Annotated in this window: 15 protein-coding genes; 11 read left to right on the forward strand and 4 right to left on the reverse strand. The window is 71.7% G+C overall.

What is annotated here, in order from left to right:
* The first annotated feature begins 68 nt into the window (after window positions 1–68).
* Window positions 69–4,181: a HEAT repeat domain-containing protein gene (locus O7605_RS23840; protein WP_269741214.1), complete on the forward strand. Its 4,113-nt coding sequence runs from the start codon at window positions 69–71 to the stop codon at window positions 4,179–4,181.
* 44 nt (window positions 4,182–4,225) lie between these two features.
* Here the strand turns inward: O7605_RS23840 and O7605_RS23845 are convergent, their stop codons facing one another.
* The 4 genes from O7605_RS23845 to O7605_RS23860 all read right to left on the reverse strand — a co-directional run bounded on the left by O7605_RS23845 (window position 4,226) and on the right by O7605_RS23860 (window position 7,406).
* Window positions 4,226–5,299 carry an ABC transporter ATP-binding protein gene (locus O7605_RS23845; protein WP_269742732.1) on the reverse strand — a complete coding sequence of 358 codons (1,074 nt, stop codon included), beginning with the start codon at window positions 5,297–5,299 and terminating at the stop codon, window positions 4,226–4,228.
* A gap of 65 nt (window positions 5,300–5,364) precedes the next feature.
* On the reverse strand, window positions 5,365–6,210 hold the full coding sequence (locus O7605_RS23850; protein WP_269741215.1) for an ABC transporter permease: 846 nt from the start codon (window positions 6,208–6,210) through the stop codon (window positions 5,365–5,367).
* 3 nt (window positions 6,211–6,213) lie between these two features.
* On the reverse strand, window positions 6,214–6,987 hold the full coding sequence (gene modA, locus O7605_RS23855) for a molybdate ABC transporter substrate-binding protein (protein WP_269741216.1): 774 nt from the start codon (window positions 6,985–6,987) through the stop codon (window positions 6,214–6,216).
* On the reverse strand, window positions 6,984–7,406 hold the full coding sequence (locus O7605_RS23860) for a TOBE domain-containing protein (RefSeq protein WP_269741217.1): 423 nt from the start codon (window positions 7,404–7,406) through the stop codon (window positions 6,984–6,986). Before O7605_RS23860 ends, modA begins: the two co-directional genes overlap by 4 nt.
* Before the next feature lie 355 nt (window positions 7,407–7,761).
* Between O7605_RS23860 and O7605_RS23865 the strand changes: the two genes are divergently transcribed.
* The 10 genes from O7605_RS23865 to O7605_RS23910 all read left to right on the forward strand — a co-directional run bounded on the left by O7605_RS23865 (window position 7,762) and on the right by O7605_RS23910 (window position 21,609).
* Window positions 7,762–10,122, forward strand: a complete 2,361-nt coding sequence (locus tag O7605_RS23865; RefSeq protein ID WP_269741218.1) for a glycoside hydrolase family 43 protein — start codon at window positions 7,762–7,764, stop codon at window positions 10,120–10,122.
* Between the two features lie 69 nt (window positions 10,123–10,191).
* Window positions 10,192–12,609 carry a family 43 glycosylhydrolase gene (locus tag O7605_RS23870; protein ID WP_443083961.1) on the forward strand — a complete coding sequence of 806 codons (2,418 nt, stop codon included), beginning with the start codon at window positions 10,192–10,194 and terminating at the stop codon, window positions 12,607–12,609.
* A 36-nt stretch (window positions 12,610–12,645) separates the two neighbouring features.
* Window positions 12,646–13,278, forward strand: coding sequence for a hypothetical protein (locus O7605_RS23875; RefSeq protein WP_269741220.1), 633 nt, complete (start codon window positions 12,646–12,648; stop codon window positions 13,276–13,278).
* Window positions 13,279–13,365: 87 nt separating this feature from the next.
* A complete protein-coding gene (locus O7605_RS23880; RefSeq protein WP_269741221.1) occupies window positions 13,366–14,388 on the forward strand; it encodes a hypothetical protein in 1,023 nt (340 codons plus the stop codon).
* 120 nt (window positions 14,389–14,508) lie between these two features.
* Window positions 14,509–16,476: a copper resistance CopC family protein gene (locus tag O7605_RS23885; RefSeq protein ID WP_269741222.1), complete on the forward strand. Its 1,968-nt coding sequence runs from the start codon at window positions 14,509–14,511 to the stop codon at window positions 16,474–16,476.
* A gap of 129 nt (window positions 16,477–16,605) precedes the next feature.
* Window positions 16,606–17,487 (forward strand): hypothetical protein, encoded by an 882-nt coding sequence (locus tag O7605_RS23890; RefSeq protein ID WP_269741223.1) that lies wholly within the window; start codon window positions 16,606–16,608, stop codon window positions 17,485–17,487.
* Between the two features lie 80 nt (window positions 17,488–17,567).
* The gene (locus O7605_RS23895) at window positions 17,568–18,101 is read left to right on the forward strand and encodes an AAA family ATPase (RefSeq protein ID WP_269741224.1); all 534 of its coding nucleotides are present in this window, start codon (window positions 17,568–17,570) and stop codon (window positions 18,099–18,101) included.
* A 40-nt stretch (window positions 18,102–18,141) separates the two neighbouring features.
* Window positions 18,142–18,690: an NUDIX hydrolase gene (locus O7605_RS23900; RefSeq protein WP_269741225.1), complete on the forward strand. Its 549-nt coding sequence runs from the start codon at window positions 18,142–18,144 to the stop codon at window positions 18,688–18,690.
* A 31-nt stretch (window positions 18,691–18,721) separates the two neighbouring features.
* Window positions 18,722–19,945: a low temperature requirement protein A gene (locus O7605_RS23905; RefSeq protein ID WP_269741226.1), complete on the forward strand. Its 1,224-nt coding sequence runs from the start codon at window positions 18,722–18,724 to the stop codon at window positions 19,943–19,945.
* A gap of 317 nt (window positions 19,946–20,262) precedes the next feature.
* On the forward strand, window positions 20,263–21,609 hold the full coding sequence (locus tag O7605_RS23910; protein ID WP_269741227.1) for a cellulose binding domain-containing protein: 1,347 nt from the start codon (window positions 20,263–20,265) through the stop codon (window positions 21,607–21,609).
* The last annotated feature ends 66 nt before the right edge of the window (window positions 21,610–21,675 follow it).

Here is a 21,675-nt window from a genome sequence, read left to right on the forward strand (position 1 = left end):
CCGATGGATGTGACGACGACTGATATTTTAAGAATGCGGTCGCCAGCCACCCCTGGAGTTTGCCGTCGATGAAGGTCTACATTTCGGCCACCCAGAAGGACCTGTTGGAATACCGCGCGGCCGTGCACGCGGTGGCGCGTCGTCTGGAGATCGAAGACGTCGCAATGGAGGCGTACGGGGCCGACGTGCGCCCGCCGCTGGAGCGCTGTCTGACCGATGTCCGCCGATGTGATCTCTACGTCGGACTCTTCGCCTGGCGCTACGGATACCGCCCACCGGGCCAGGAGTCCTCGATCACCGAGCTCGAATACCGGGAGGCACTCGCGGCCGGCAAACCGTGCCTGATCTTTCTGCTCGCCGAGGACATGCCTTGGCCGCCTGACATGATCGATCGCAATCGGCAGCAGATCGTGGCGTTGCGCAACGAATTGAAGGAACGCCACCTGTGCGCCTTCTTCTCCAGCGTGGACGACCTGTCGGCGAAGGTCACCGTGGCGCTGGCCGACATGCGCAGCGGCCGGTCACCGGCGCGTGAGCCCGGCGACCCCGACACCCATCTGCCGGAGGCGGTCCGCAGCCAGTACCACAAACAGCTTCGGCTGCGGTACCAGGCGGTGCCGCTGGACGCGGTCTCACCCCGACCCACCATCGGCTACCTCACCGTCGGCCTGTCGAACGTGTTCGTCGAGCCGCGGGTGCACGAGGACGCCCGGCCGGAGATGCCCTTGGCCTGGTGGCGTTGGGCGGGTGCCGGCCCGGACGGTGACCCCGGCGCGCTGCCCGGCGTGGTGGATCCCAGGGACGTGGAGCGGCTCTGGGAGGAGTACGCGGCCAAGGAGGCGTCGCCGCTGTTCGACGTGGTCTGCGATCCGGCCCGGCGGGCCATCGTGCTGCTCGGCGATCCCGGCTCCGGCAAGTCGGCGGCGGCGCGTTACCTCGCCCTCGCGCTGGCCGGGGTCTGCGAGGAACCCCGGCTGGCGGCGCTGGACCGCTACCTTCCCGTCCTGGTCGAGCTGCGGTCGTACGCGGCGCATCGTGGTGACGGCCGGTGCGACGGCCTGTTGGACTACGTCGGACACCGGCACCAGCAGGGGTTGGCCGGCATCGACCGCGACGTGCTGGAGGCGTACCTGCGGCAGGGTGGTCAGGCGCTGTTCCTCTTCGACGGGCTGGACGAGGTGTTCGATCCGGCGCAACGGGAGGAGATGGCCGCGCAGATCGCCACCTTCGCCAACGAGTACCCCGGGGTGCGCACGGTGGTCACCTCGCGGGCGGCCGGGTACCTGCGGCACACCTTCGCCAACGCCGGGTTCGACCACTTCACCCTGGAGGATCTCGACGACGAGCGCATCGCCCGGTTCCTCGGCAACTGGTACCGGTACGTGATGCCGACCCCGTCGGTCGAGGCGGACCGCCAGCGGCGGCAGATCCTCGACGTGGTGCGGCGGTCCCGGGCGATGCACGAGATCGCCGGCAATCCGTTGCTGCTGATGCTGATGGCGATCGTCGGTCGGGATCGTCCCCTGCCCCGCAACCGTCGCCGGCTCTACGCGCACGTCACGGACGTGCTGATCTCGGAATGGGATGTGACCAAGCAACTGCGGGAAAGCCACGGCGACGTACCGCCGTTGGATCCGCAGGCGAAGCTGCGGCTGCTGCGCCACCTCGCCTTCTGGATGCAGTGCCGGGAGTCGGGACCGGCCGGGAACTACATCGAGGCGGACGAACTTTCGCGGATCTTCCGCGACCACCTGGTGGAGTTCTACGGTTTCGAGAACGAGCGCGCGCACGCCATGGCGTACTCGATGATCGACAAATTGCGCCAGCGCAGTTTCATCCTGGAACGGTACGGACTGCGCCTTTTCGGGTTCGTGCATCGCACGTTTCTGGAAGATCCGTCCTGGCGGGAGGTGCTGCGGCTGGTCGCCGGGGCGCTGCCCGCCGAGGTCGCCGACGATCTGGTGACCCTGCTGGCCACCCAGGTCAACCGGCCGTGGCCGCCGCTGAACCTGGCCGGTCCACCATGGAACCTGGTGCTGGCCGCGCAGTGCGTGGCGGAGGCGCCGCAGCCGGCCGGGCTGGCCGGTGCCGGCGAGGCGGTGCTACGCCAGGTCGTCCTCCTGGTCGAACACGGCATCTCCGCCGACGACCCGAACGTCGTCGAGGTGACCGAGCAGGAACTGCTCCCGTCGATCCGGGCGCTCGGACCACAGTGGCCCGGCCGGGCCGTCTTCCTGCACTGGTATCGCCGCCGCGGGGTGCGTACCAGCTGGCTCTCCGGTTCGACCTTCGCGACCCGGTCGGCGGCGGTGCTGTCCACGGCCGACGAGCAACTGGAGGAGGTGCTGGTCCGGGAACTCGGGCAGGCCCGCCAGCGGCAGGCGCGCATCGCGCTGGTCGCCGGGCTGGCCGAGGCCGCCGGGAGGTTGGACAGCACCACCCGCAGTCGCCGGCACTGCCAGGAGCTGCTGCTCGCACAGGCCCAGGCGAAAGGCTCGACCGCGGTGCGCCAGGCGGCCGTACGCGCCCTGGTCGCCAACTTCGGCGCGGGTGGCGATCTGCTCGCGGCGCTGCGTGACCTCGCCGGCTCTCCCGACGCGGCGGTGCGGGCCATCGCCGTGCAGTCCCTCGGCGGACGGGCCGAGCTGACCGACGACGTTCGGCGGCTGCTGCTGACCCGGGCGACCGAGGACCGGGACACCGGCGTGCGGCGGGCCGCCGTGGCGGTGCTCGCCGCACGCTGCCTCCACCTGCCCGACGTCACCGAGACGCTGCACCGGCTGCTGGCCACCGACAGTGATCCCGGCGTGGTGCAGTCCGCGTTGCGCTGCCTGCTGACCGTCGCCGAGCAGAGCGAGACGGCCCGCGGGCGGGCCCTGTCCCGGATCACCGGTGATCCGCACGAGGGGGTGCGGCGCTGCCTGGTGTGCGAGCTGCTGCCGGGGCGGGGCGGCACGGAGGGCACCGAGCTGCTGCTCAAACTGGCCGGCTCGGACGCCTCCGCGCGGGTCCGCGCGGTCGCCGTACAGCGGCTGGTGCTGGTCAACGACCCGGACGGGCGGTGCCGGGACCGGCTGGTGGACCGGATCGAGCAGGACGAGGACGCCTCGGTGCGGGCGGCGGCGGTGGTGGCGTTGACGGACCGCTACCGGGTGGCCGACAGCGGGTGGGCGGTGGCCGCGCGGGCGGCGCGCACGGACGACGACGCGACGGTACGGCTGGCCGCGGTCCGGGCGTTGGCCGAGGCGTACCCGGATCACCACACCGGCGAGCTGCTGCTGGAACGGGCCCGTCAGGATCCCACCGCCGGTGTCCGACTCGCCGCCGTCGACCTGCTCACCGGCCGACCGCTGCTCGGGCCCGCCACGCGGGACCTGCTGATCGGTCGCGCCGCCGAGGAACGCGATCCGATCGTCCGACTCCGCGTCACCCGCAGCCTGGCCCGCCTCGGTGAGCCGCTCGACCCGGCGGTGGTGGAGTGCCTCGCCGAGCAGGTCCGGCGGGATCCCGATCCGAACGTGCTGCGCGCCGCCGCGCAGGCGCTGGCCCGCGACGGCGGCACCGACGGGCTGGTGGAGACGCTGTCGCGGCGGGCTCGGCGGGACAGTTACGCCGGCATCCGACTCGCCGCCGTGGAGACGCTCAGCGCGTACGGCGATCCGGGCGTGGTGACCGACGTGCTGCTGGAGTGCATCGAGTCCGACACCGACCCGGCGGCCTTCGACGCGGCGGTGTGCTGCCTGATCGCGCGCGGTGAGACCGCCATGGCGGTGACGTTGCGGTTGATGCGCCGGCTGGCCGACCGGGATCCGGCGATCCGGGCCCGGATCGCGGCCGCGCTCGGCGAGCACTTCGGCAACGACCCGGAGGTCCGGCTGCTGCTGGTGGGGCTGGTGCGCGACGATCCGGCGCTGGAGGTGCGCCGCCGCGCCGCGGCGCAGCTCGCGGCCAACCTGGCGGACCGGACGGGGGTGCGGGAGCTGTTGATGCGGCTGGTCGACGACGAGGACTGGGAGATCCGCCGCACCGCGCTGCTCGCGCTGGCCCGACACTACGGCGAGGACACCCGCACCCGGCCGTTGCTCGTCCGGCTGGCCGGTCAGCCCGACCCCACGGTACGGGGCCTCGCCGGTCAACTGCTGGCGACGCTACCCAACACCAGCCCGGACGACTTCCCGTGACGCACCGCCGCGACGGCGGTGGTCAACGATGTGGCCGGTAGGTCTCATCCGGCGCCGGTGGTCGCCGCGGCGGCCGGATAGACCCGGGTCTCGGCCGCCTTGACGGCTACCCAGAGCGTCTGCCCGGGCGCCAGTCGAAGGTGGGCGGCGGCGGCCGGGGTGATGTCGGCGGCCACGGTGACCCGGCCGTCGAGCTGCACCCGCAGGTTGTCGCCGTGGCGTTGCACGCCGACGACCGTGGCCGGCCAGGTGTTGCGGGGGCTGCCCTCGGGGCGCTGCGGATGCAGCGCCACGGCCGACGGTGCGAAGGCGACGAAGACGTCACCGTCCTGCCGGTCGTTGGTGACGAGCGGGAACCCGTCGGTGATCAGGACGAGGTGCCCGTCCGCGTGCCCTCGGTAGAGGTTGAGACCGACCAGACGGGCGACGTAGTCGGTGCGCGGCTGGGCGGTGACGGTGGTGACGTCGCCCTCCTGCACCACCTGCCCGTCTTCGATGATGACCAGCCGGTCGGCGAGGACGACGGCGTCGACGGGGTCGTGCGTGACCAGCAGCGTGGCACCGGGGTGGCCGGCGAGGTGGTGTTGCAGCTGGGCGCGGGTGTCGAGCCGGGTGCGAGCGTCGAGGGCGGCGAGTGGCTCGTCGAGCAGGAGCAGCGCCGGTGCCACGGCGAGGGCGCGAGCCAGGGCCACCCGTTGGGCCTGCCCGCCGGAGAGCTGCCGGGGCTTGCGCCGGGCGTGTTCGGCGAGCCCGACCCGGGCCAGCCAGTCCGCTGCCCGCTGTCGGGCCCGCTGCCGGTCGAGGCCCTGTCGACGTGGCCCGAACGCCACGTTGTCCAGTGCGGTCAGGTGCGGAAAGAGCAGGTAGTCCTGGAAGACGACGCCGATCGGGCGCCGCTCGGTCGGGATCCAGATCCGCCGGCCGGGATGATCGAGGTGGCGACCGGTGAGGTTGAGGTGCCCGTCGGTGAGCGGAAGCAGACCGGCGAGGGCCCGCAGCGCGGTCGTCTTGCCGGCGCCGTTCGGCCCGAGCAGCGCGACGACCTCGCCGGGGCGGATGGTCAGCGGCAGGTCGAGTCGGAAGGTGCCACGGTCCACGACGAGGTGGGCGTCGAGCACCGCACGGCCGGGTGGTGGATCGCCCGGCGGGATCGGATCGACATCGGGGGAGTTCGGATCGGCGGTCACGAGCTGCCGAGCCAGCGGTCGCGGAGGCTGGCCAGGATCACCACCGAGACGGTGAGCAGGACGAGACTGAGCACGATCGCCGCCTCCAGGTCGGTTTCGAGGGCGAGGTACACCGCCAGCGGCATGGTCTGGGTCCGGCCGGGGAAGTTGCCGGCGAAGGTGATGGTGGCGCCGAACTCGCCGAGCGCCCGGGCCCAGCACAGTACCGTTCCGGCGGCGATGCCCGGCGCGACCAGCGGGAGCGTCACGTGCGTGAAGGTGGTCCACCGGCCGGCACCGAGGGTCGCCGCCGCCTCCTCGTACCGCACGTCCGCGCCGCGCAGCGCGCCCTCGACGGCGATCACGAGGAACGGCATCGCGACGAAAGCCTCGGCGAGCACCACACCGGCGGTGGTGAACGGCAGGGTCACCCCGAAGGTGCTGTCGAGCCAGCCGCCGAGGATGCCACGTCGGCCGAAGACGAGCAGCAGCGCCACGCCGCCGACCACCGGCGGCAGCACCAGCGGCACCGTGACCAGGGCCCGCACGAGGCGGCGGCCCGGGAAGTCGACGCGGGCGAGCAGCCAGGCCAGGGGCACCCCGAGCACGAGGCAGAGCAGCGTGGCGAGGGTGGCGGCCTGGACCGACAGCCGCAGCGCGCCGAACACCCCCGGCTCGGTGAGCCGCTGCGGGAGGGTGCTCCACGGCGTCCGGATCAGCAGGCCGGCCAGGGGCATGACCAGGAAGAGCAGACCGAGCACGGCGGGCAGCAGCAGCGCGAGGGGCACCCGACCGGTGCGCCGGGACCGCGGGGGCGGCCCGGACCGGGCGGGCACGGCCGTGATGTCGTCGTGCCGGGACATCGGCTACGGGGCCTGGAATCCGGCCGCGGTGAGGACCGCCTGACCCGGGCCGGAGAGCACATGGTCGACGAACGCCCGGGCGGCCGGCTTGTTCGGGGCGTTCCTCAGCACGACGATCGGATAGTCGTTGATCGCCCCGCCCGATTCGGGGAAGTCGATGCCGTCCACGTCGTCGTCGGCGGCCCGCGCGTCGGTGCGGTACACCAGTGCCGCGTCGACCTCGCCCAGCCGTACCTTGGACAGGGCCGCCTTGACGTCCTGCTCCAGCGTCACCGGGGTGAGCCGCAGCCCGGCCGTGTCGAGCGCCCGGCGCGCCGCCGCGCCACAGGGGACCTGTTCGGCGCAGAGCGCGACCTTGACGTCCGGTCGGGTCAGGTCGGTCAGGCCGCTCACCCCGTCCGGGTTGCCGTCGGGCACCGCGATCACGAGCTGGTTGCGGACGAAGACACGCGGGTTGCCGTCGCCGTTGCCGGCGTCGACGACGGTCGTCATGTTCGCGGGCGAAGCGGAGGCGAACACGTCCGCCGGCGCGCCCTGGTCGATCTGGTTGGCGAGGGCGGAACTGCCGGCGAAGCTGAAGACGACCCGGACCCCGGGATTCGCCGCCTCGAAGTCCTCGCCGATCCGGGTGAACGACTCGGTGAGCGAGGCGGCGGCCAGCACCGTGACGTCGCCGGTCACGGCACCACCCTGCGGTCGTGGGTCGCTCTCGCCGCCGCAGCCGGCCAGCGCGAGCGTCGTCATGGCGGCGAACAGGGCCAGGTGCCGGGTCGTCATGAGCCGTTTCTCCTGCTGTCCGCGTTGCTGGGGGGTCGCTCCACGACGACCATGGTCGATTTGATCACCGCGATGGCCACCGACCCGACCGCCAGTCCCAGGTCGTCGACGGCCTCGCGGCTCATCAGCGACACCACCCGGAACGGACCGGCCTGGATGTCCACCTGGGCCATCACGGCGTCCTTGACCACGGCGGTGACGATGCCCCGGAGCCGGTTGCGGGCCGAGGACGCGTCGGCGCGCTCGTCCGGGTCGCCGGCCTGCGTCCGGACGAAGGCGGCCAGCTCGACGCCGTCGATCACCCGATGTCCCTGCTCGTCGCGCCCGGCGGTGAGGCGGCCGGCGTCCACCCAGCGCCGCACGGTGTCCGCGCTGACCCCCAGCAGCTCGGCCGCCTCGCCCATGCGAAACATCGTCACGCGAGGCACCTTACGCCATGCAGTTGCGAGGTCAACAGCGGAGACGATCTCGTATCTGCGGCTGGAAGGCGGTGAGTGACGCCGCAGCTGCCGCCCCTGACCGCGGATCGCCCAGTCGGTCGCTCCCATCTCGTGTGTCCGGGGCCCGTCCCGTCTGGACGCCGCGTCGCCGCATCGGGGTCGCCGGCAGCCGGCCGCTGTTTCACGAATATTTCGGATCGATCTCGGTCAGGGTATTGACGATCTATGTTAACGCTAACAGCATGGAGGCTCCCGTAACGCTCGCGTCTGGAGCCCCGCCATGCAGGTGTCTGCCGGCCCTCCGGCCTCACGCCCACCGCGACGGATCCCGCTCGTGACGGCCGGCGTGCTCCTCTGCGCCGCCACCATCTCCCCGGGCGGCGCGGCCCAGGCCGCCGACGAGTGGTCGCCGCCGTCGTCCTACACCTCGACCGACCGGGGGGACGGCACGTACCGGGTGCCGTTGCTGCGCGCCGACGTGCCGGACATCAGCGTGGCACGGGTGCCGGCCGCCGAGAGCGACGAGGGCCGCGACGTCTACTACATGATCAGCACGACGATGCACCTCAGCCCGGGCGCGCCGATCATGAAGTCGTACGACCTCGTGAACTGGCAGATCGTCAACTACGTGTTCAACCGGGCGAGTGTCGGCGACGCGTTCTCGTTGCGCAACGGGCAGAACTCGTACGGGCAGGGCCAGTGGGCCTCGTCGCTGCGCTACCACGACGGCGTCTTCTACGTCGTGTTCAACACGAACAACCTCGGCGGCGCGTACCTCTACCGCACCGACGACATCGACAACGGCGCGTGGCAGCGCACGGCGCTGGGTCGCGGCCTGCACGACCCCTCGCTCTTCTTCGACGTCGACGGCACGCCGTACATCTTCCACGGCTCCGGCGGCACCAGTGCCGTACGGCTCAACGCCGACCTGACCGTGATCACCGCGGACTACCCCAACATCTTCACCGCGGCCGACTACGCCGGCCAGCCGTTCATCGGCGGGCTGTTCGAGGGGGCCCAGTTCCACCACATCGACGGCTGGTACTACGCGGTCATCATCACCTGGCCCTCGGGTCAGGGGCGGCAGGTGGTCATGTTCCGCTCCCGGGAACTGCTCGGTCGCTACACCGCCGCCGGCGGGTTGAACACCTACGAGGCGCGCGGCGTGCTCAACTCCAACGGATTCGCGCAGGGCAGCCTGGTTCCCATCACCCGTGACGGTGGGACGACGGACTGGTACGGCATGTTCTTCCGGGACACGTTCCCGATCGGCCGCATCCCGGCGCTCATCCCGGCAACCTGGTCCGACGGCTGGCCGACCTTCGGCGACAACGGGGTGGTGGCGGTCGACGGCACCTTCGCCAAACCGATCCGGCTCAGCCCTGCCGAGGAGTTGTTCGCCCGGCAGCAGAGCATCGTGGTCTCCGACGACTTCGCCAACGACGCGCCACACCGGCCCTACCTCGACGAACAGTGGACCGCACCGCCGGGCGACGCGGCGGAGATCGCGCCGAACGGGTCGCGACTGGACCTCGCGTGGCAGTGGAACCACGCTCCGGACAACCGGTACTGGTCGCTCACCGATCGCGCCGGCTGGCTGCGACTGACCGCCGGCAAGGTGGTGACCGGCGACTACGTCTACACCAAGCTCGCCAACCGCGCCGAACTCGCCTGGTTCGAGGAGGCCCGCAACACCCTGTCGCAGCGGACGTTCGGGCCACGGCAGTCGGTGGAGACCAAGATGGACATCTCCGGGATGGCAGACGGCGACGTCGCCGGCCTGGCCGCCTACAACCGAGGATTCTCGTACGTCGCGGTCAGGCGGACCGGCGGCGTCAACACCCTCGGCGTGGTGAACCGGGGCCAACCGTTCGCCGTCGACCTGGACCAGACGACGCTGGAGAACTTCCTGCCGGGCAGCACCGTGCCGCTGGGCGAGGCGACCGAGGTGCACCTGAAGGCGGACCTCGACTTCGCCTCGCCCACCGGCCAACTCTGGACCACCTTCCACTACAGCCTCGACGGTCGCCAGTGGTCCCAACTGGGCAGCCGGGTCGGCCCGCAGACGCTGGACGGCAGCCTCGCCCACTTCATGGGGCACCGGGTCGGCCTGTTCAACTACGCGACCGAGCAGACCGGCGGGCACGTCGACTTCGACCACTTCCTGCTCAGCGACACCCTGACGGCCCAGGGAAGGCCGCTGGACACCAGCCGGCTCGACGCCGCCATGGCGTACGCCGCCGCGCTGGACGAGGCCGACCATCCGGCCGAGGCCTGGGCGACGATGCTCGCCCGGCTGGCCGAGGCACAGGCGGCGCGGGACGGCGGGTTCGGCACCCAGAACCAGATCGACGCACCGGAACGGGCGCTGAGCTACCAACTCGCCCGGCTCGGCGTACTCCGGGTCCAACTGCCGGTGACCGTCGACGCGCGGGCGCGCTGCGTCGGGGGCCGCGCGCACCTGGCCGTGCAGGCCCGCAACGACCATGACGCGCCGGTCGACATCGTGCTGGAGACCGCGTACGGCAGCCGGTCGGTGCCGGATGTCGCCCCGGGTGCCCACGCGTACCAGCAGTTCAACGCCCGCGACTCGGCGGTGCCCGCCGGCACCGTGACCGTCCGGGTCACCGGCACGGTCGACGGCCGGACGGTGACCACCGTGCGTACCACCAACCACCCGGCCGCCGACTGCTGACCCGCCACGGCTGGACCGCACGGGCCGGTCGCACCCGAACCCCCGGATCCACCGCAGTGATCAAGGAGGATGTCAGTGACACATCGCGTGCGAAGGGCCGCCCTGCGCAGGGCCGCCGCTGTCGTCACGGTCGGGCTCATGCTGGCCACCGGGCTCGTCGCCGCGTCGCCGGCCCAGGCGGAGGACACCGATCTCGTGGTCAACGGCGGTTTCGAGGACGGTCTCACCGGCTGGTTCGTCAACAACGGCAACGCGACCGACAGCGCCACGCTGTCGCTGACGGCGGACGCGCACACCGGGTCGAGCGCCGTGCTCGTCACCAACAGGGCGACCACCGGATCCGGCCCGATGCAGGACCTCAGCGGCCGGGTGCAGGCCGGGCAGACCTACGCCCTGACGGCCCGGATCAAGTACGAGAACCCGAACGGACCGGCGACGAAGCAGTTCTTCGCCACGATGCACTACGGCGCGGCGACCTACACCAACCTGGTCAGCGTCGTCGCCACGAAGGGGCAGTGGGCGCAGTTCAACGGCACCTTCACCATCCCGGCTGGGCAGAACGTGTCGACGGCGCGGCTGTTCTTCGAGACGCCGTGGACGAGCACGCCATCCGCGGATCCCGAGGTGCACCTGATGGACTTCAAGCTGGACGGCGTGTCGGTGGTCGGCGCCGCGCCGCCGCCCGCGCCGTCGAAGACGATCGAAGTCGTCGGCAAGCTGCCGGGCGAGCACAACCCGTTGATCGGGCACAAGTTCGGCGCCGACGGCTTCGGCTTCGTGCACGACGGCCGGGTGTACCTGTACCTGACCAACGACACCCAGGGCTACGCGCCCGACCCGGTCACCGGTGTCTCGCCGGGCATCAACTACGGCGACATCAACCAGATCACGGTGATCTCCTCGGCGGACCTGGTGAACTGGACCGACCACGGCGAGATCCAGGTCGCGGGCCCGAACGGCGTGGCGCCGTTCACCGCCAACTCCTGGGCCCCCGGCATGGCCCGGAAGGTGGTCGACGGCGAGGAGAAGTTCTTCCTCTACTACGCCAACAACGGCAGTTCGAGCAACGTGATCACCGGTGACTCGCCGCTCGGCCCGTGGCGCAGCGAGCGCACCAGCACGCTGATCGACGGCCGTACCCCCGGCGCCGAGGACGTGGCCTGGAAGTTCGATCCGGCGCCGTTCGTCGACGTCGACGGGGAGCCGTACCTGTACTTCGGTGGTGGTCCCGCGTCGACGAGCATGCCGCCGGCCGAACGCTTCAACAATCCGAAGAACCTGCGGGTGATCAGGCTCGGTGACGACATGGTGTCGACCGAGGGTACGGCGGCGGTGGTGGACGCCCCGGTGGCCTTCGAGGCGGCCCAGGTGTTCGAGCGCGACGGCCGGTACTACCTGTCGTACTCGTCGCACTTCGGCGGCAACGACTTCGGTGGCAACCAGACCCCGTTGCCCGGCTACCCCGGCGGCGGTCAGATCGGCTACCTGATCTCCGACGACCCGATGGACTGGCCGAAGGAGACCTACGCGGGCGTGCTCTTCCCGAACCAGTCGCAGTTCTTCGGTGCCGGCACCGGCGGCAACAACCACCAGTCGGTCTTCGAATTCGAGGGCAGGTACTACTTCACGTACCACGCCCCGACCTTGAACAAGCGGATCAACGGCACCACCACCCAGGGGTACCGCAGCCCACACATCCAGGAGCTGACCTTCAACCCGGACGGCACCATCCAGCAGGTGGTCGGCACCTACGCCGGTGTCGACCAGGTCCGCGATCTCGACCCGTACCGGGTGCTCGAGGCCGAGACCTTCGGCTGGAGCAAGGGCGTCGCGACCACCAAGGTCGCCGGCGGGTCCGCCCAGTTCGGCGACGCGGCACCGAACCTGGTGGTGCGCGACATCGACAACGGCGACTGGACGGCGTTGTCGTCGGTGGACTTCGGTGACGGCGCCCGCAGTGTGACCGCGAAGGTGCGGCCGCTGGCCAACGGCGGTTCGATCCAGATCCGCCTGGACGGGGTCACCGCACCGGTGGTCGCGACCATCCCGGTCGACGCGCCCCTCGGCGAGTGGACCGAGCTGACCGCCGAACTCGACGGCGTCGCGGGGGTGCACGACGTGTACTTCACCTACGCCGGACCGCAGGGCGCCGACCTGTTCGAACTGGACACCTGGGACTTCGAGACCGGAGCCGGGTCCGAGGTGCCGGTGACGGTCAGCGCCCAGGCACGGTGCGTGGGTGGTGAGGCGTACGTCGCGGTGCGGGCGCGCAACGACCACGAGGCGCCGGTGGACGTGGTGCTCGAGACGGCGTACGGGCAGCGGTCGGTGACCGGCGTGGCACCCGGCGCCAACGCGTACCAGCAGTTCAAGACGCGCACCCCGGCCGTCTCCGCCGGAGTGGCCACCGTTCGGGTCACCGCCGAGGGTGTCGAGGGCACGACCGTACGCACCGCCGAATACCCCGCCGCGGACTGCGGCGACTGACCTGCCGTCCATTCACCAACGACAACGGAGCACCGGATGAGCACACGGAATCGCAAGCGGTTGGTCGCGGCGGGGGCTGCGGGCGTCCTCCTGGCCGGGTCGGCGGCGCTGCCGTCGCCGGCGCAGGCCGAGCCGGGTGACAGCGGCGAGGTGGAGGTCACCGTCGACATCGAGGAGATCCAGGAGCCGGGAGTGCTGGCGATGTCGATCGCCGGTGACTCGGTGGCGTTGACCGAGAACGGATCGACGCTGCTGGTACGCCAGTTCGTGGGCGGGCTGCCGACGGTCACCGTCACCGACACGCGTACGGCCGACGAGCTGCCCGAGGGCGCGGCGTGGGCGGTGCTGGGCAACGCGACCGACTTCGTCGGCAGCGCCGGCCAGGCGCCGATCGGTGCCGAGCATCTGGGCTGGCGGCCACGGTTGCTCGACGGCGGTGACACCGGCCTGGTCAGCGCCGGCGAGGAGGTCGTCACCGTGCTGGACGAGCCGACGCAGCCGGGAAACAACGTGGGTCTGGTCGACCAGGAACTGCTGGTCTCGACGTTCGACTCGGGCACGGTGGCCGGGGACGCGTACTCGGTCGACGCGGACCTCTTCCTGCGCACCCCGGCCGACGTGGCGGCCGGTTCCTACACCTCGACGGTGACGTTGTCGCTGTTCGAGTGAGGTTCGGTGGCCGGGCCACCGCACCTCCCGGGGGTCGCCGCCCGGCGGCCCCCGGGGTCGTTCCCTTCCCGACCACGAAGGACTGTGATGACCCGATTCCTGCCGCGGTGGGCAGCGGTGCTGGCCGCGATGTCGGCCGTCGCGCTGCCCGCACCGGTCGCCGCGTCGGCGGAGCCGACCGGTGCGACGGTGACCTGGGCGGTGCAGCCGGCGGACGCGCGGGGACCGGACGGCCGTCGGTGGATCGAGCACACGCTGGATCCGGGTACGGTGCTGACCGAGCACCTGGCGGTGCGGAACTTCGGCGACGCGCCGGTGGTGTTCGCGTTGCAGGCCGCCGACGGTTACCTGACCGACAAGGGGCGGTTCAACATGCTGACCGCCGGCCAGGAGTCGGTGGACGGTGGCACCTGGATCACGCTGCCCGAGACGGTCACCGTCGAAGCGAAACAGACGACCGTGGTGCCGTTCACCATCACCGTGCCGCCGGACGCGACGCCGGGAGATCATCCGGCCGGCGTCGCGGCCACGGTGACCAGCGCCGGGGGCACGGTGGCGGTGCAGAGCCGGGTCGGGTTCCGGGTGATGCTGCGGGCCAGCGGCACGGTCACCGCCGCGGTCACCGTCGAGGACCTGGCCGTCGGGCACGAGCGGTCGTGGAATCCGTTCGCCTCCGGCGGTGTCCACCTGACGTTCACCGCGCGAAACAGCGGCAACGTCGCGGTGACCGGTGCCGGCACCGTGCGGGTCAGCGAGCTGTTCGGCCTGACCGGCCGGAACGGATCCACCGAGGTGCCGGAGCTGCTACCGGGCGACAGCAGACAGGTCGAGGCTCATGTCGGCGGGGTCTGGGGGCTGGGCCGTTACTCCACCACCGTCGAGGTGACCCCGGCGGTCGTCTCCGGTGACCCGACCGGCGCCCAGGTCCGGCCGACCACCATCACGGTCACCGGGTGGACGGTGCCGTGGCCACAACTGGTCCTCGGGATACTTGTCGGCATCCTGCTGCTGGGCTGGCGGACCGTCGCCCGACGGCGTCGCCGGCAGCTCACCCGGATGCTCGATCAGGCCCGTGCCGAGGGCCGCGAGTCCGTGCTCGCCGGCGACTGAGCCCGGAAACGACACGTGGACGGTGACCCGGCAATCGGTCAGCACATCCAGAACTTTTCCAATATGAACAAAAAGATGACGACCTATTGCGGAAAGCGGCGTCATTGCGAGGATGTTTCGATGCGTCATCTCCCTCGGGCTCGGGGCCGCGTCGCCGCCGGTCTGCTCGCACTGGTCCTCGCCGCCGGCGGCGTCCTCCTCGGGCCGGCCACACCAGCCTCGGCACACGGCACCCTCGCGACATCCACACCGGCCGAGGGCGCCACCGTCGACGAGGCCCTGACGGCCGTGCAGCTCTACTTCACCGAGCGGGTCCGCGAGGACGCGTACTTCACCGTCACCGCGCCGGGCGGTGGCCGGGTGGACAACGGCTGGACGCATGGCGAACCCCGGGAACTCGACCGCCCGGTGCGGGAGTACTTCCTGGTCGACGGCGTGTTCGAGCCGCGCGAGTACACCACCGGATTTCCTGCGGTGGTGACCCTCGCACACCTGCCCGCCGCCGGTCAGTACTCGGTGAGCTACCTGTCGGTGGCCTCCGACGGTGACCCGGTGCGCGGTACGGTCACCTTCCGGTACACCGGTAAGCCGACGGCCGCGCCGCCGAACTGGCAACCGCCCACCGGCCAGCCGGATCCGTCGCTGCTCGCCGCCGCCGAGCAGCACGGGGACACCGGATCGCAGGCGGGGTCCGGCGATGCCACCCCTGTCGCCCCGGCGGCGCCGGTCCCGTCGGTCGCCGCCGCGCCACCCGCCTCCGACGACTCGGGCGGCATCGGCGCGCTTGGCTGGGCCGCACTGGTGGCGGCCGTGGTCGCGGTCGCCGGCTTCTTCGCCTGGCAGCACCGTCCGGCTCGCGTCGACCGGAGTCGCACGGCGGCACGCCGGTCCGGTGCCACCCGACCTCGCGCCAAACCCACCACCCGCAGCAAGGGAGGCCGTACCACGGCAGCCGCCACGGGTCGCCGCGGCACCACGGCAGGCCCGGCCGCCCGGCGAGGCCGGAAGGCTGCCACGGTATCGGCGGCGGCCCCGGCCCAGCGGGCGGTGACCACCACCCCGGTGGCACCCGCCGAACCCGCGGACGCCGCCGCACTCGCCGCGCCCGGGACGCCAGCGGACGGCTCCGGGCCGACCGGCTGGTGGCACCGGGGCGACACCCGGCTCGCGTTGCTTGTCGGTGGACTCGTGCTGACGCTGTTGGCCGGTTTCGCGCTCGGCCGGATCGACACCTCCGACGAACCCACCACCGTGGCGCAACCGCCGGGCGCGGCAGCGGTTGGTGGCAGCCGGGACGCGGCGCAGGCGGTGACGGCAGGTGACGGCCATCAGCACCCGGCGGGTATCGGCCCGCACACACATCCGGGTGACGGCCAGGACCAGGCCACCGGTACGACCGTGAGCGCGGCCGGGTACACCCTCAAGCCGGTGCTGCGCTCCCAGCCGGCCGGCGCGACCACCGACTACCGGTTCCGGGTGGTGGGGGTCGACGGGCAGCCGGTGACCCGCTTCGCGGTGGTGCACGACAAGCCGCTGCACATGATCGTGGTCAGCCGTGACCTCGGTGGATACCAGCATCTGCACCCGACGATGGCGGCGGACGGCACCTGGAGCGTGCCGCTGGAACTCACCCGACCCGGCGGTTATCGCATCTACGCGGACTTCACCGTCACCACCGCCGACGGCAAGGGGTTGCCGCTGGTGCTCGGCGTCGACCACGAGGTGCCGGGCGGTTATGACCCCGCCGGACTGCCTCCGCCGCAGCCGCGGACGACCACCGGGCCGTACGTGGTGTCCATGGCCGGCACGCCCACCATCGGGATGACCGTCCCGCTGACCCTTCGCGTCGACCGTGACGGGGCGGCCGGGCCGGTTCAGTTGGAGCGTTACCTCGGCGCGTACGGGCATCTGGTCGTCGTCCGCGAGGGCGACCTGGGGTTCCTGCACGTCCACCCGGAGCCGGAGCTGGTCGACGGTACGGTGAAGTTCTGGCTGACCGCGCCGAGCACCGGCCGTTACCGGGCGTTCTTCGACTTCCAGGTGGACGGGAAGGTGCACACCGCGGCGTTCACGATCAATCTGGCCTGACGTCCCCGTCCACCCGGACATCCGCCGGCGCCGGATCAGCAGCGCCAGGGCGGCACGCCGGGGGCTGCGGCGGACCGCGCCGGTGCCGGTCGCACGGAACCGGCCGGTGCCCGCCGACGTCCGATCGGCATGAGCATTCGTCGAAGCGGGCGACTGGCGGTCGTCCCCCTGCTGTTGCTGACCTCCGCGGCCTGCGGCCAGCAGGCCGGTGGCACCGGGTCGGGAGAGGCGGACTCACCCGAGCGGTCCTACTCCGCCGACACGGTGGTGTTCCGGATGGAACACACCGGGGGGTTCGTCACGCCGGCCATGCTGGCCACCCGCGTGCCCACGGTGAGCGTCTACGGTGACGGCCGCGTGATCACCCAGGGGCCGGTGCCGTTGATCTATCCGGGCCCGGCGCTGCCCAACCTCCAGGTGGGCACGATCAGCGCCACCGAGGTGGCGGAACTGCTCAAGGCGGCCCGGGCCGCCGGGGTGGGCGGCCCTTCGGACCTCGGCACCCCGCCGGTCGCCGACGCGCCCACGACCCGGTTCACCGTGCTCGGTGACAACGGGGTCGAGGAACTGGAGGTGTACGCCCTGGCCGAGTCGGGCGGGGCGCAGACCGGGCTCACCGCCGAGCAGCGGGCGAAGCGGGAGACGCTGCGGGAGTTCGCCGACTCGCTGAGCGTCGAGTCCGGTCCGCTCGGCGACGCGCAGACGGACACGCAGCCGTACGCGCCGACTGCCGTCGCCGCCGTGGCCGAGCCGTGGGTCGCCAACGCCGACGCCGGCGAGCAGCCCGAGGTGGCCTGGCCCGGGCCGGCGCTGCCGGGTGCCGAACTCGGCGAGGGCCTGGGTCTGGGTTGTGTCACGGCGACCGGTGACGAGGCGAAGCAGGTGCTCACCGCCGCGGCGGCGGCGAACGCGGCCACCCCGTGGGTCTCAGACGGCAAGCGGTGGACGGTGGCCCTGCGACCGCTGCTGCCCGACGAGACCGACTGCGGCGACCTGGTCGGCAACCGCTGATCCTGGTCCGGGCGGTCGGTCACCGGCCGCCCGGCCGCCTCCGGCGGGCTGCTGGCACCGGCCGGTTAGGCTGCCGCGCGATGAGCAAGAGGTTGTCTCGCATCCTGGTCTACGGGGTCCACGGCTCCGGCAAGTCCACCCTCGCGCAGCGCCTGTCGCAGCGGCTCGGGCTGCCCTGGTACCCGGTCGACGACCTGCTCTGGGAACCCAACTGGGTCGAGGTGCCGGTGGCGCGGCAACGCAGCCGGATCGAGACGATCTGCCGACGGGACCGCTGGATCCTCGACGGGGCGTACCACGGTTGGCGGGACGTGCCGTTGGCCCGCGCGGACCTGGTCGTCGGCCTGGACTACCCGCGCGGCGTGTCCTTCCGCTGGTTGCTGCGGCGCACGCTGCGCCGGCTGTCGACGGGGGAGGAGATCTGCAACGGCAACCGCGAGTCGCTGGGCAGCGTGCTGACCACCGACTCGGTGCTGATATGGCATCTCACCGAGTTCGGTCGGGAACGGCGTCGACTGCGGGCCTGGCACGCCGACCCGAGCGGGCCGCCGGTGCTGCTGCTCGACTCTCCGGAGGCGCTCGAACAATGGTTGGCCGGCCTACCACCCCGGTGAGGGGCCGGATGGCGGAGCAGGTCGACGCTACGGTGGGCGGATGGACGAACTCGTGGCGCTCTATCTCGAAGGTGACACCTCGGGGACCGTCACCGGCACCGCGCCACGCAGCGCCGTACGGGCCGCGAACCTGCCGCACGCCGCGACGGCGGTGCTGCTGCGCGATGAACGGGACCGCGTCTACGTCCACCGCCGTACTGACACGAAGGACGTCTATCCGGGCATGCACGACGCCTTCGCCGGAGGCGTGGTGCTGGCCGGCGAGGATCCGGCCGAGGCGGCGGCCCGGGAACTCACCGAGGAACTGGGCGTCACGAACTGCGAGATCCGGCCCTGCCTGCGTTACTGGTACGCCGACGCGCGTACCAACTACCTCGCGTACGTCTTCGAGGCCCGCTACGAGCGGAGCCGTTGCGGCCCGGTGGTGCATCAGCCCAGCGAGGTCGCCGACGGGTGGTGGCTCGACCTGGCCGAGCTGGTCGCCCGGCTCGCCGACCCGGCCTGGCCGTTCGTCCCCGACGGGCGGGTCACCCTCGATCGCTACCTGCGGCAGGTGCCACCCTGGGCCGAGCTTGGCCGATCGTCGTGAGCGCGACTGCCGCGACCATGAAGATGGACCCATGGGGCTGTTCCTCCGAGGGCGCGTCGAGACGACCACGGAGACGCATCGGACGACGCGGTACGAGATCTTCTTCGATCTGGTGTTCGTCTTCGCCCTGACCCGGATCACCGCCTACATGGCGGGTGACGCCTCGCCACTGACCCTGATCCAGGGACTGGTCGTCCTGCTGCTGCTGTGGATCTCCTGGCTGATCTACGCCTGGCTGGGCAACCAGGCCCGTGCCGACATCGGGCTGATCCGGGCTGGCACCACCGCTGTCATGGGCCCCATCTTTCTCATCGCCGTGGTCGTCCCGAACGTCTGGGAACCGAGCCTGGGCTCGCGCCTGATCCTGGTGCTGTCGTACCTCGTGGTGCGGGCGGTCCACCTGGCGCTCTACCGCCGGGCGGCCGAGGGCGACCGGCGGCTGCACCGCACGTTGCGCATCTACACCGCGACCACCGCGCTGTCCTGGATCCCGCTCGTCCTCGGTGCCGTCGTCGGCGGTGACGCACAGTTGCTGCTCTGGGCGGCGGCGGTCGCGGTCGACTTCGCCGGCGGACTGATCGCCTCCATGCTGAGCGGGTGGCCGTTGCGTAGTTCGGAACACTTCACCGAACGGCACGCCCTCGTGGTGATCATCGCGCTCGGCGAGACGTTGATCTCGGTCGGTGCCGGCATCGGATCCGAGATGATCAACGGGCCGACCGTGCTGGCCACGCTGTTCACCCTCGTCGTCACGGTCTGCCTGTTTCGGCTCTACATGCTGAACTCGGAGGCGGCGGGTGAGGTGCTGATGACCGAGCGCGGGCCGCGACGCGACCGGCTCGCGGCCAACGCCTACAGCGGCGGCCACTTCGCGCTGATCGCCGGGACGATCTACCTGGCCCTCGGGGTGCACGAGGTGATTGCTCCGCTGGCGCATCACGAGCCCTGGGCCGCGGCCGGGTCGCGCCTGCCCTGGGCCTCGGCCGTCGCGATGTTCGGCGGGGTGGCGCTGTATCTCGCGGGCGAGGTGCTGTTCCGTGGGCTCAGCGTCCGATCCGTGTCTCCGGCGCAGCTGCTCGCGCCCGCGGTGGCCCTGGCGCTGCTGCCGGTCGGTCGGTACCTGCCCGGCCTGGCCGCTCTCGGCCTGCTCGCCGCCTTGCTCGTCATACTCGTCGGCTACGAACGCGCCTACGGTGCCGGCCGTGCCTCCCGTCGTCCCGTGACCGGCTCAGGACGCGGCACCGGGCCGCGCTGAGGGGCAGGCGCAACTCGCTCCGGTGCAGTAGATACATTTACATCTTGCGATGTTATCGCTCACCTACTACGTTGCGGAGGCAGGAGCGAAGGGCACGCTCCGACGTCCCCCGCCCGGTCCGGGCGGCTGACGGTACGCGCGGGAGCCTGGCACACGTCGCACGACCGCCGCCCGGGTGCGCCCACCCGACCTGACCACCCGGTCCGGCGCCGCACCGTACCCTGGCGCGTCCCGCGGTACGCCGGCCGTTCCCGGCAGCCACCACCGCGATGCGCCGCACCACCGCGCGTCCACACCGGGCGCGGAATGGAGTCACGATGTCCAGGCGTAGATCGATCTTCGGGCCGGTCGCGCTCGCGGCGCTGATGGTGCTGGCGGCTGCCGGCACGGCGCTGAGCGCGAACCCCGGCAGTGTCCCGGCCGCGCAGTCGGGCATTCTTGCCGCGACCGCCGGTTGCGGCAAGGCACCCACCCTGCGCAGCGGTACGCACACCATCCAGAGCAGCGGCAAGAACCGCAGCTACATCCTGCGGGTGCCGGACAACTACAACAACAACCACCCGTACCGACTGGTGTTCGGGTTCCACTGGCTCAACGGCTCGGCGACCGACGTCGCCACCGGCCAGACCGTGCAGCGCGACACCTGGGCCTACTACGGCCTGTTGCCCCTGTCGAACAACAGCACCATCTTCGTCGCGCCGCAGGGCCTCAACAGCGGCTGGGCCAACTCCGGCGGCGAGGACGTCACCTTCGTCGACGACATGCTCCGGCAGATCGAGGGCGACCTCTGCGTCGAGACCACCCAGCGCTTCGCGCTCGGATTCAGCTACGGCGGCGCCATGAGCTACGCCCTCGCCTGCGCCCGGCCGAACATCTTCCGCGCCGTCGCTGTCTACGGCGGTGCGCAGCTGAGCGGATGCAGTGGCGGCACCCAGCCGGTCGCCTACTTCGGGGCGCACGGCATCCGCGACAGCGTGCTCAACATCTCCAACGGGCGGTCGCTGCGGGACCGGTTCGTCCGCAACAACGGCTGCACCGCGCAGAGCCCGCCGGAACCGTCGCAGGGCAGCCTCACCCACCGCAGCACCACGTACTCCGGCTGCGCGTCCGGCTACCCGGTGGTCTGGGCGGCCTTCGACGAGGGACACATCGCCGCCCCGCAGGACGGCGCACCCGGCGACAGCGGCTCCCGTACCTGGCTGCCGGGCGAGACCTGGCGCTTCTTCACCCAGTTCGGCGGCACCACCCCGCCGCCGAGCCCGACCACGCCGCCGCCGAGCCCGACCACGCCGCCGCCGAGCCCGACCACGCCGCCCCCGAGCCCGACCACGCCGCCGCCGGGTGGCGGGGCATGCCGGGTCACCGCGGACGTCAACGCCTGGAACACCGGGCTGACCGAGCAGATCACCATCACCAACACCGGCAGCGCCACCGTCAACGGCTGGTCGCTGGTCTTCACGCTGCCCGGCGGGCAGACCATCACCGGCGGCTGGAACGCCAGCTACTCACCGACCTCCGGGCAGGTGACCGCCCGCAACGTGTCGTACAACGGCACCATCGCCCCGAACGCGTCGGTCAGCATCGGCTTCCAGGCCACCCACACCGGCAACACCGCCGAACCGGGTTCGTTCACCCTCAACGGCGCGGCCTGCACCGTCAGCTGATCCTGTGGTTGGTCCGGGCGTGGATCCCATCCGGGGTCCGCGCCCGGCCCCTGCCTGCGCACCCGC

It is taken from the genome of Verrucosispora sp. WMMA2121 (assembly GCF_027460185.1).
Taxonomy (GTDB): Bacteria; Actinomycetota; Actinomycetes; order Mycobacteriales; family Micromonosporaceae; genus Micromonospora; species Micromonospora palythoicola.

Bases quoted from the DNA above. Each gene is read 5' to 3' on its own strand.
- O7605_RS23895 (WP_269741224.1), top strand. From the start codon at position 17,568: ATGAGCAAGAGGTTGTCTCGCATCCTGGTCTACGGGGTCCACGGCTCC.
- modA (WP_269741216.1), bottom strand. From the start codon at position 6,987: ATGACGACCCGGCACCTGGCCCTGTTCGCCGCCATGACGACGCTCGCG.
- O7605_RS23870 (WP_443083961.1), top strand. From the start codon at position 10,192: ATGTCAGTGACACATCGCGTGCGAAGGGCCGCCCTGCGCAGGGCCGCC.
- O7605_RS23910 (WP_269741227.1), top strand. From the start codon at position 20,263: ATGTCCAGGCGTAGATCGATCTTCGGGCCGGTCGCGCTCGCGGCGCTG.
- O7605_RS23880 (WP_269741221.1), top strand. From the start codon at position 13,366: ATGACCCGATTCCTGCCGCGGTGGGCAGCGGTGCTGGCCGCGATGTCG.
- O7605_RS23850 (WP_269741215.1), bottom strand. From the start codon at position 6,210: ATGTCCCGGCACGACGACATCACGGCCGTGCCCGCCCGGTCCGGGCCG.
- O7605_RS23885 (WP_269741222.1), top strand. From the start codon at position 14,509: ATGCGTCATCTCCCTCGGGCTCGGGGCCGCGTCGCCGCCGGTCTGCTC.
- O7605_RS23890 (WP_269741223.1), top strand. From the start codon at position 16,606: ATGAGCATTCGTCGAAGCGGGCGACTGGCGGTCGTCCCCCTGCTGTTG.
- O7605_RS23900 (WP_269741225.1), top strand. From the start codon at position 18,142: ATGGACGAACTCGTGGCGCTCTATCTCGAAGGTGACACCTCGGGGACC.
- O7605_RS23840 (WP_269741214.1), top strand. From the start codon at position 69: ATGAAGGTCTACATTTCGGCCACCCAGAAGGACCTGTTGGAATACCGC.
- O7605_RS23875 (WP_269741220.1), top strand. From the start codon at position 12,646: ATGAGCACACGGAATCGCAAGCGGTTGGTCGCGGCGGGGGCTGCGGGC.
- O7605_RS23905 (WP_269741226.1), top strand. From the start codon at position 18,722: ATGGGGCTGTTCCTCCGAGGGCGCGTCGAGACGACCACGGAGACGCAT.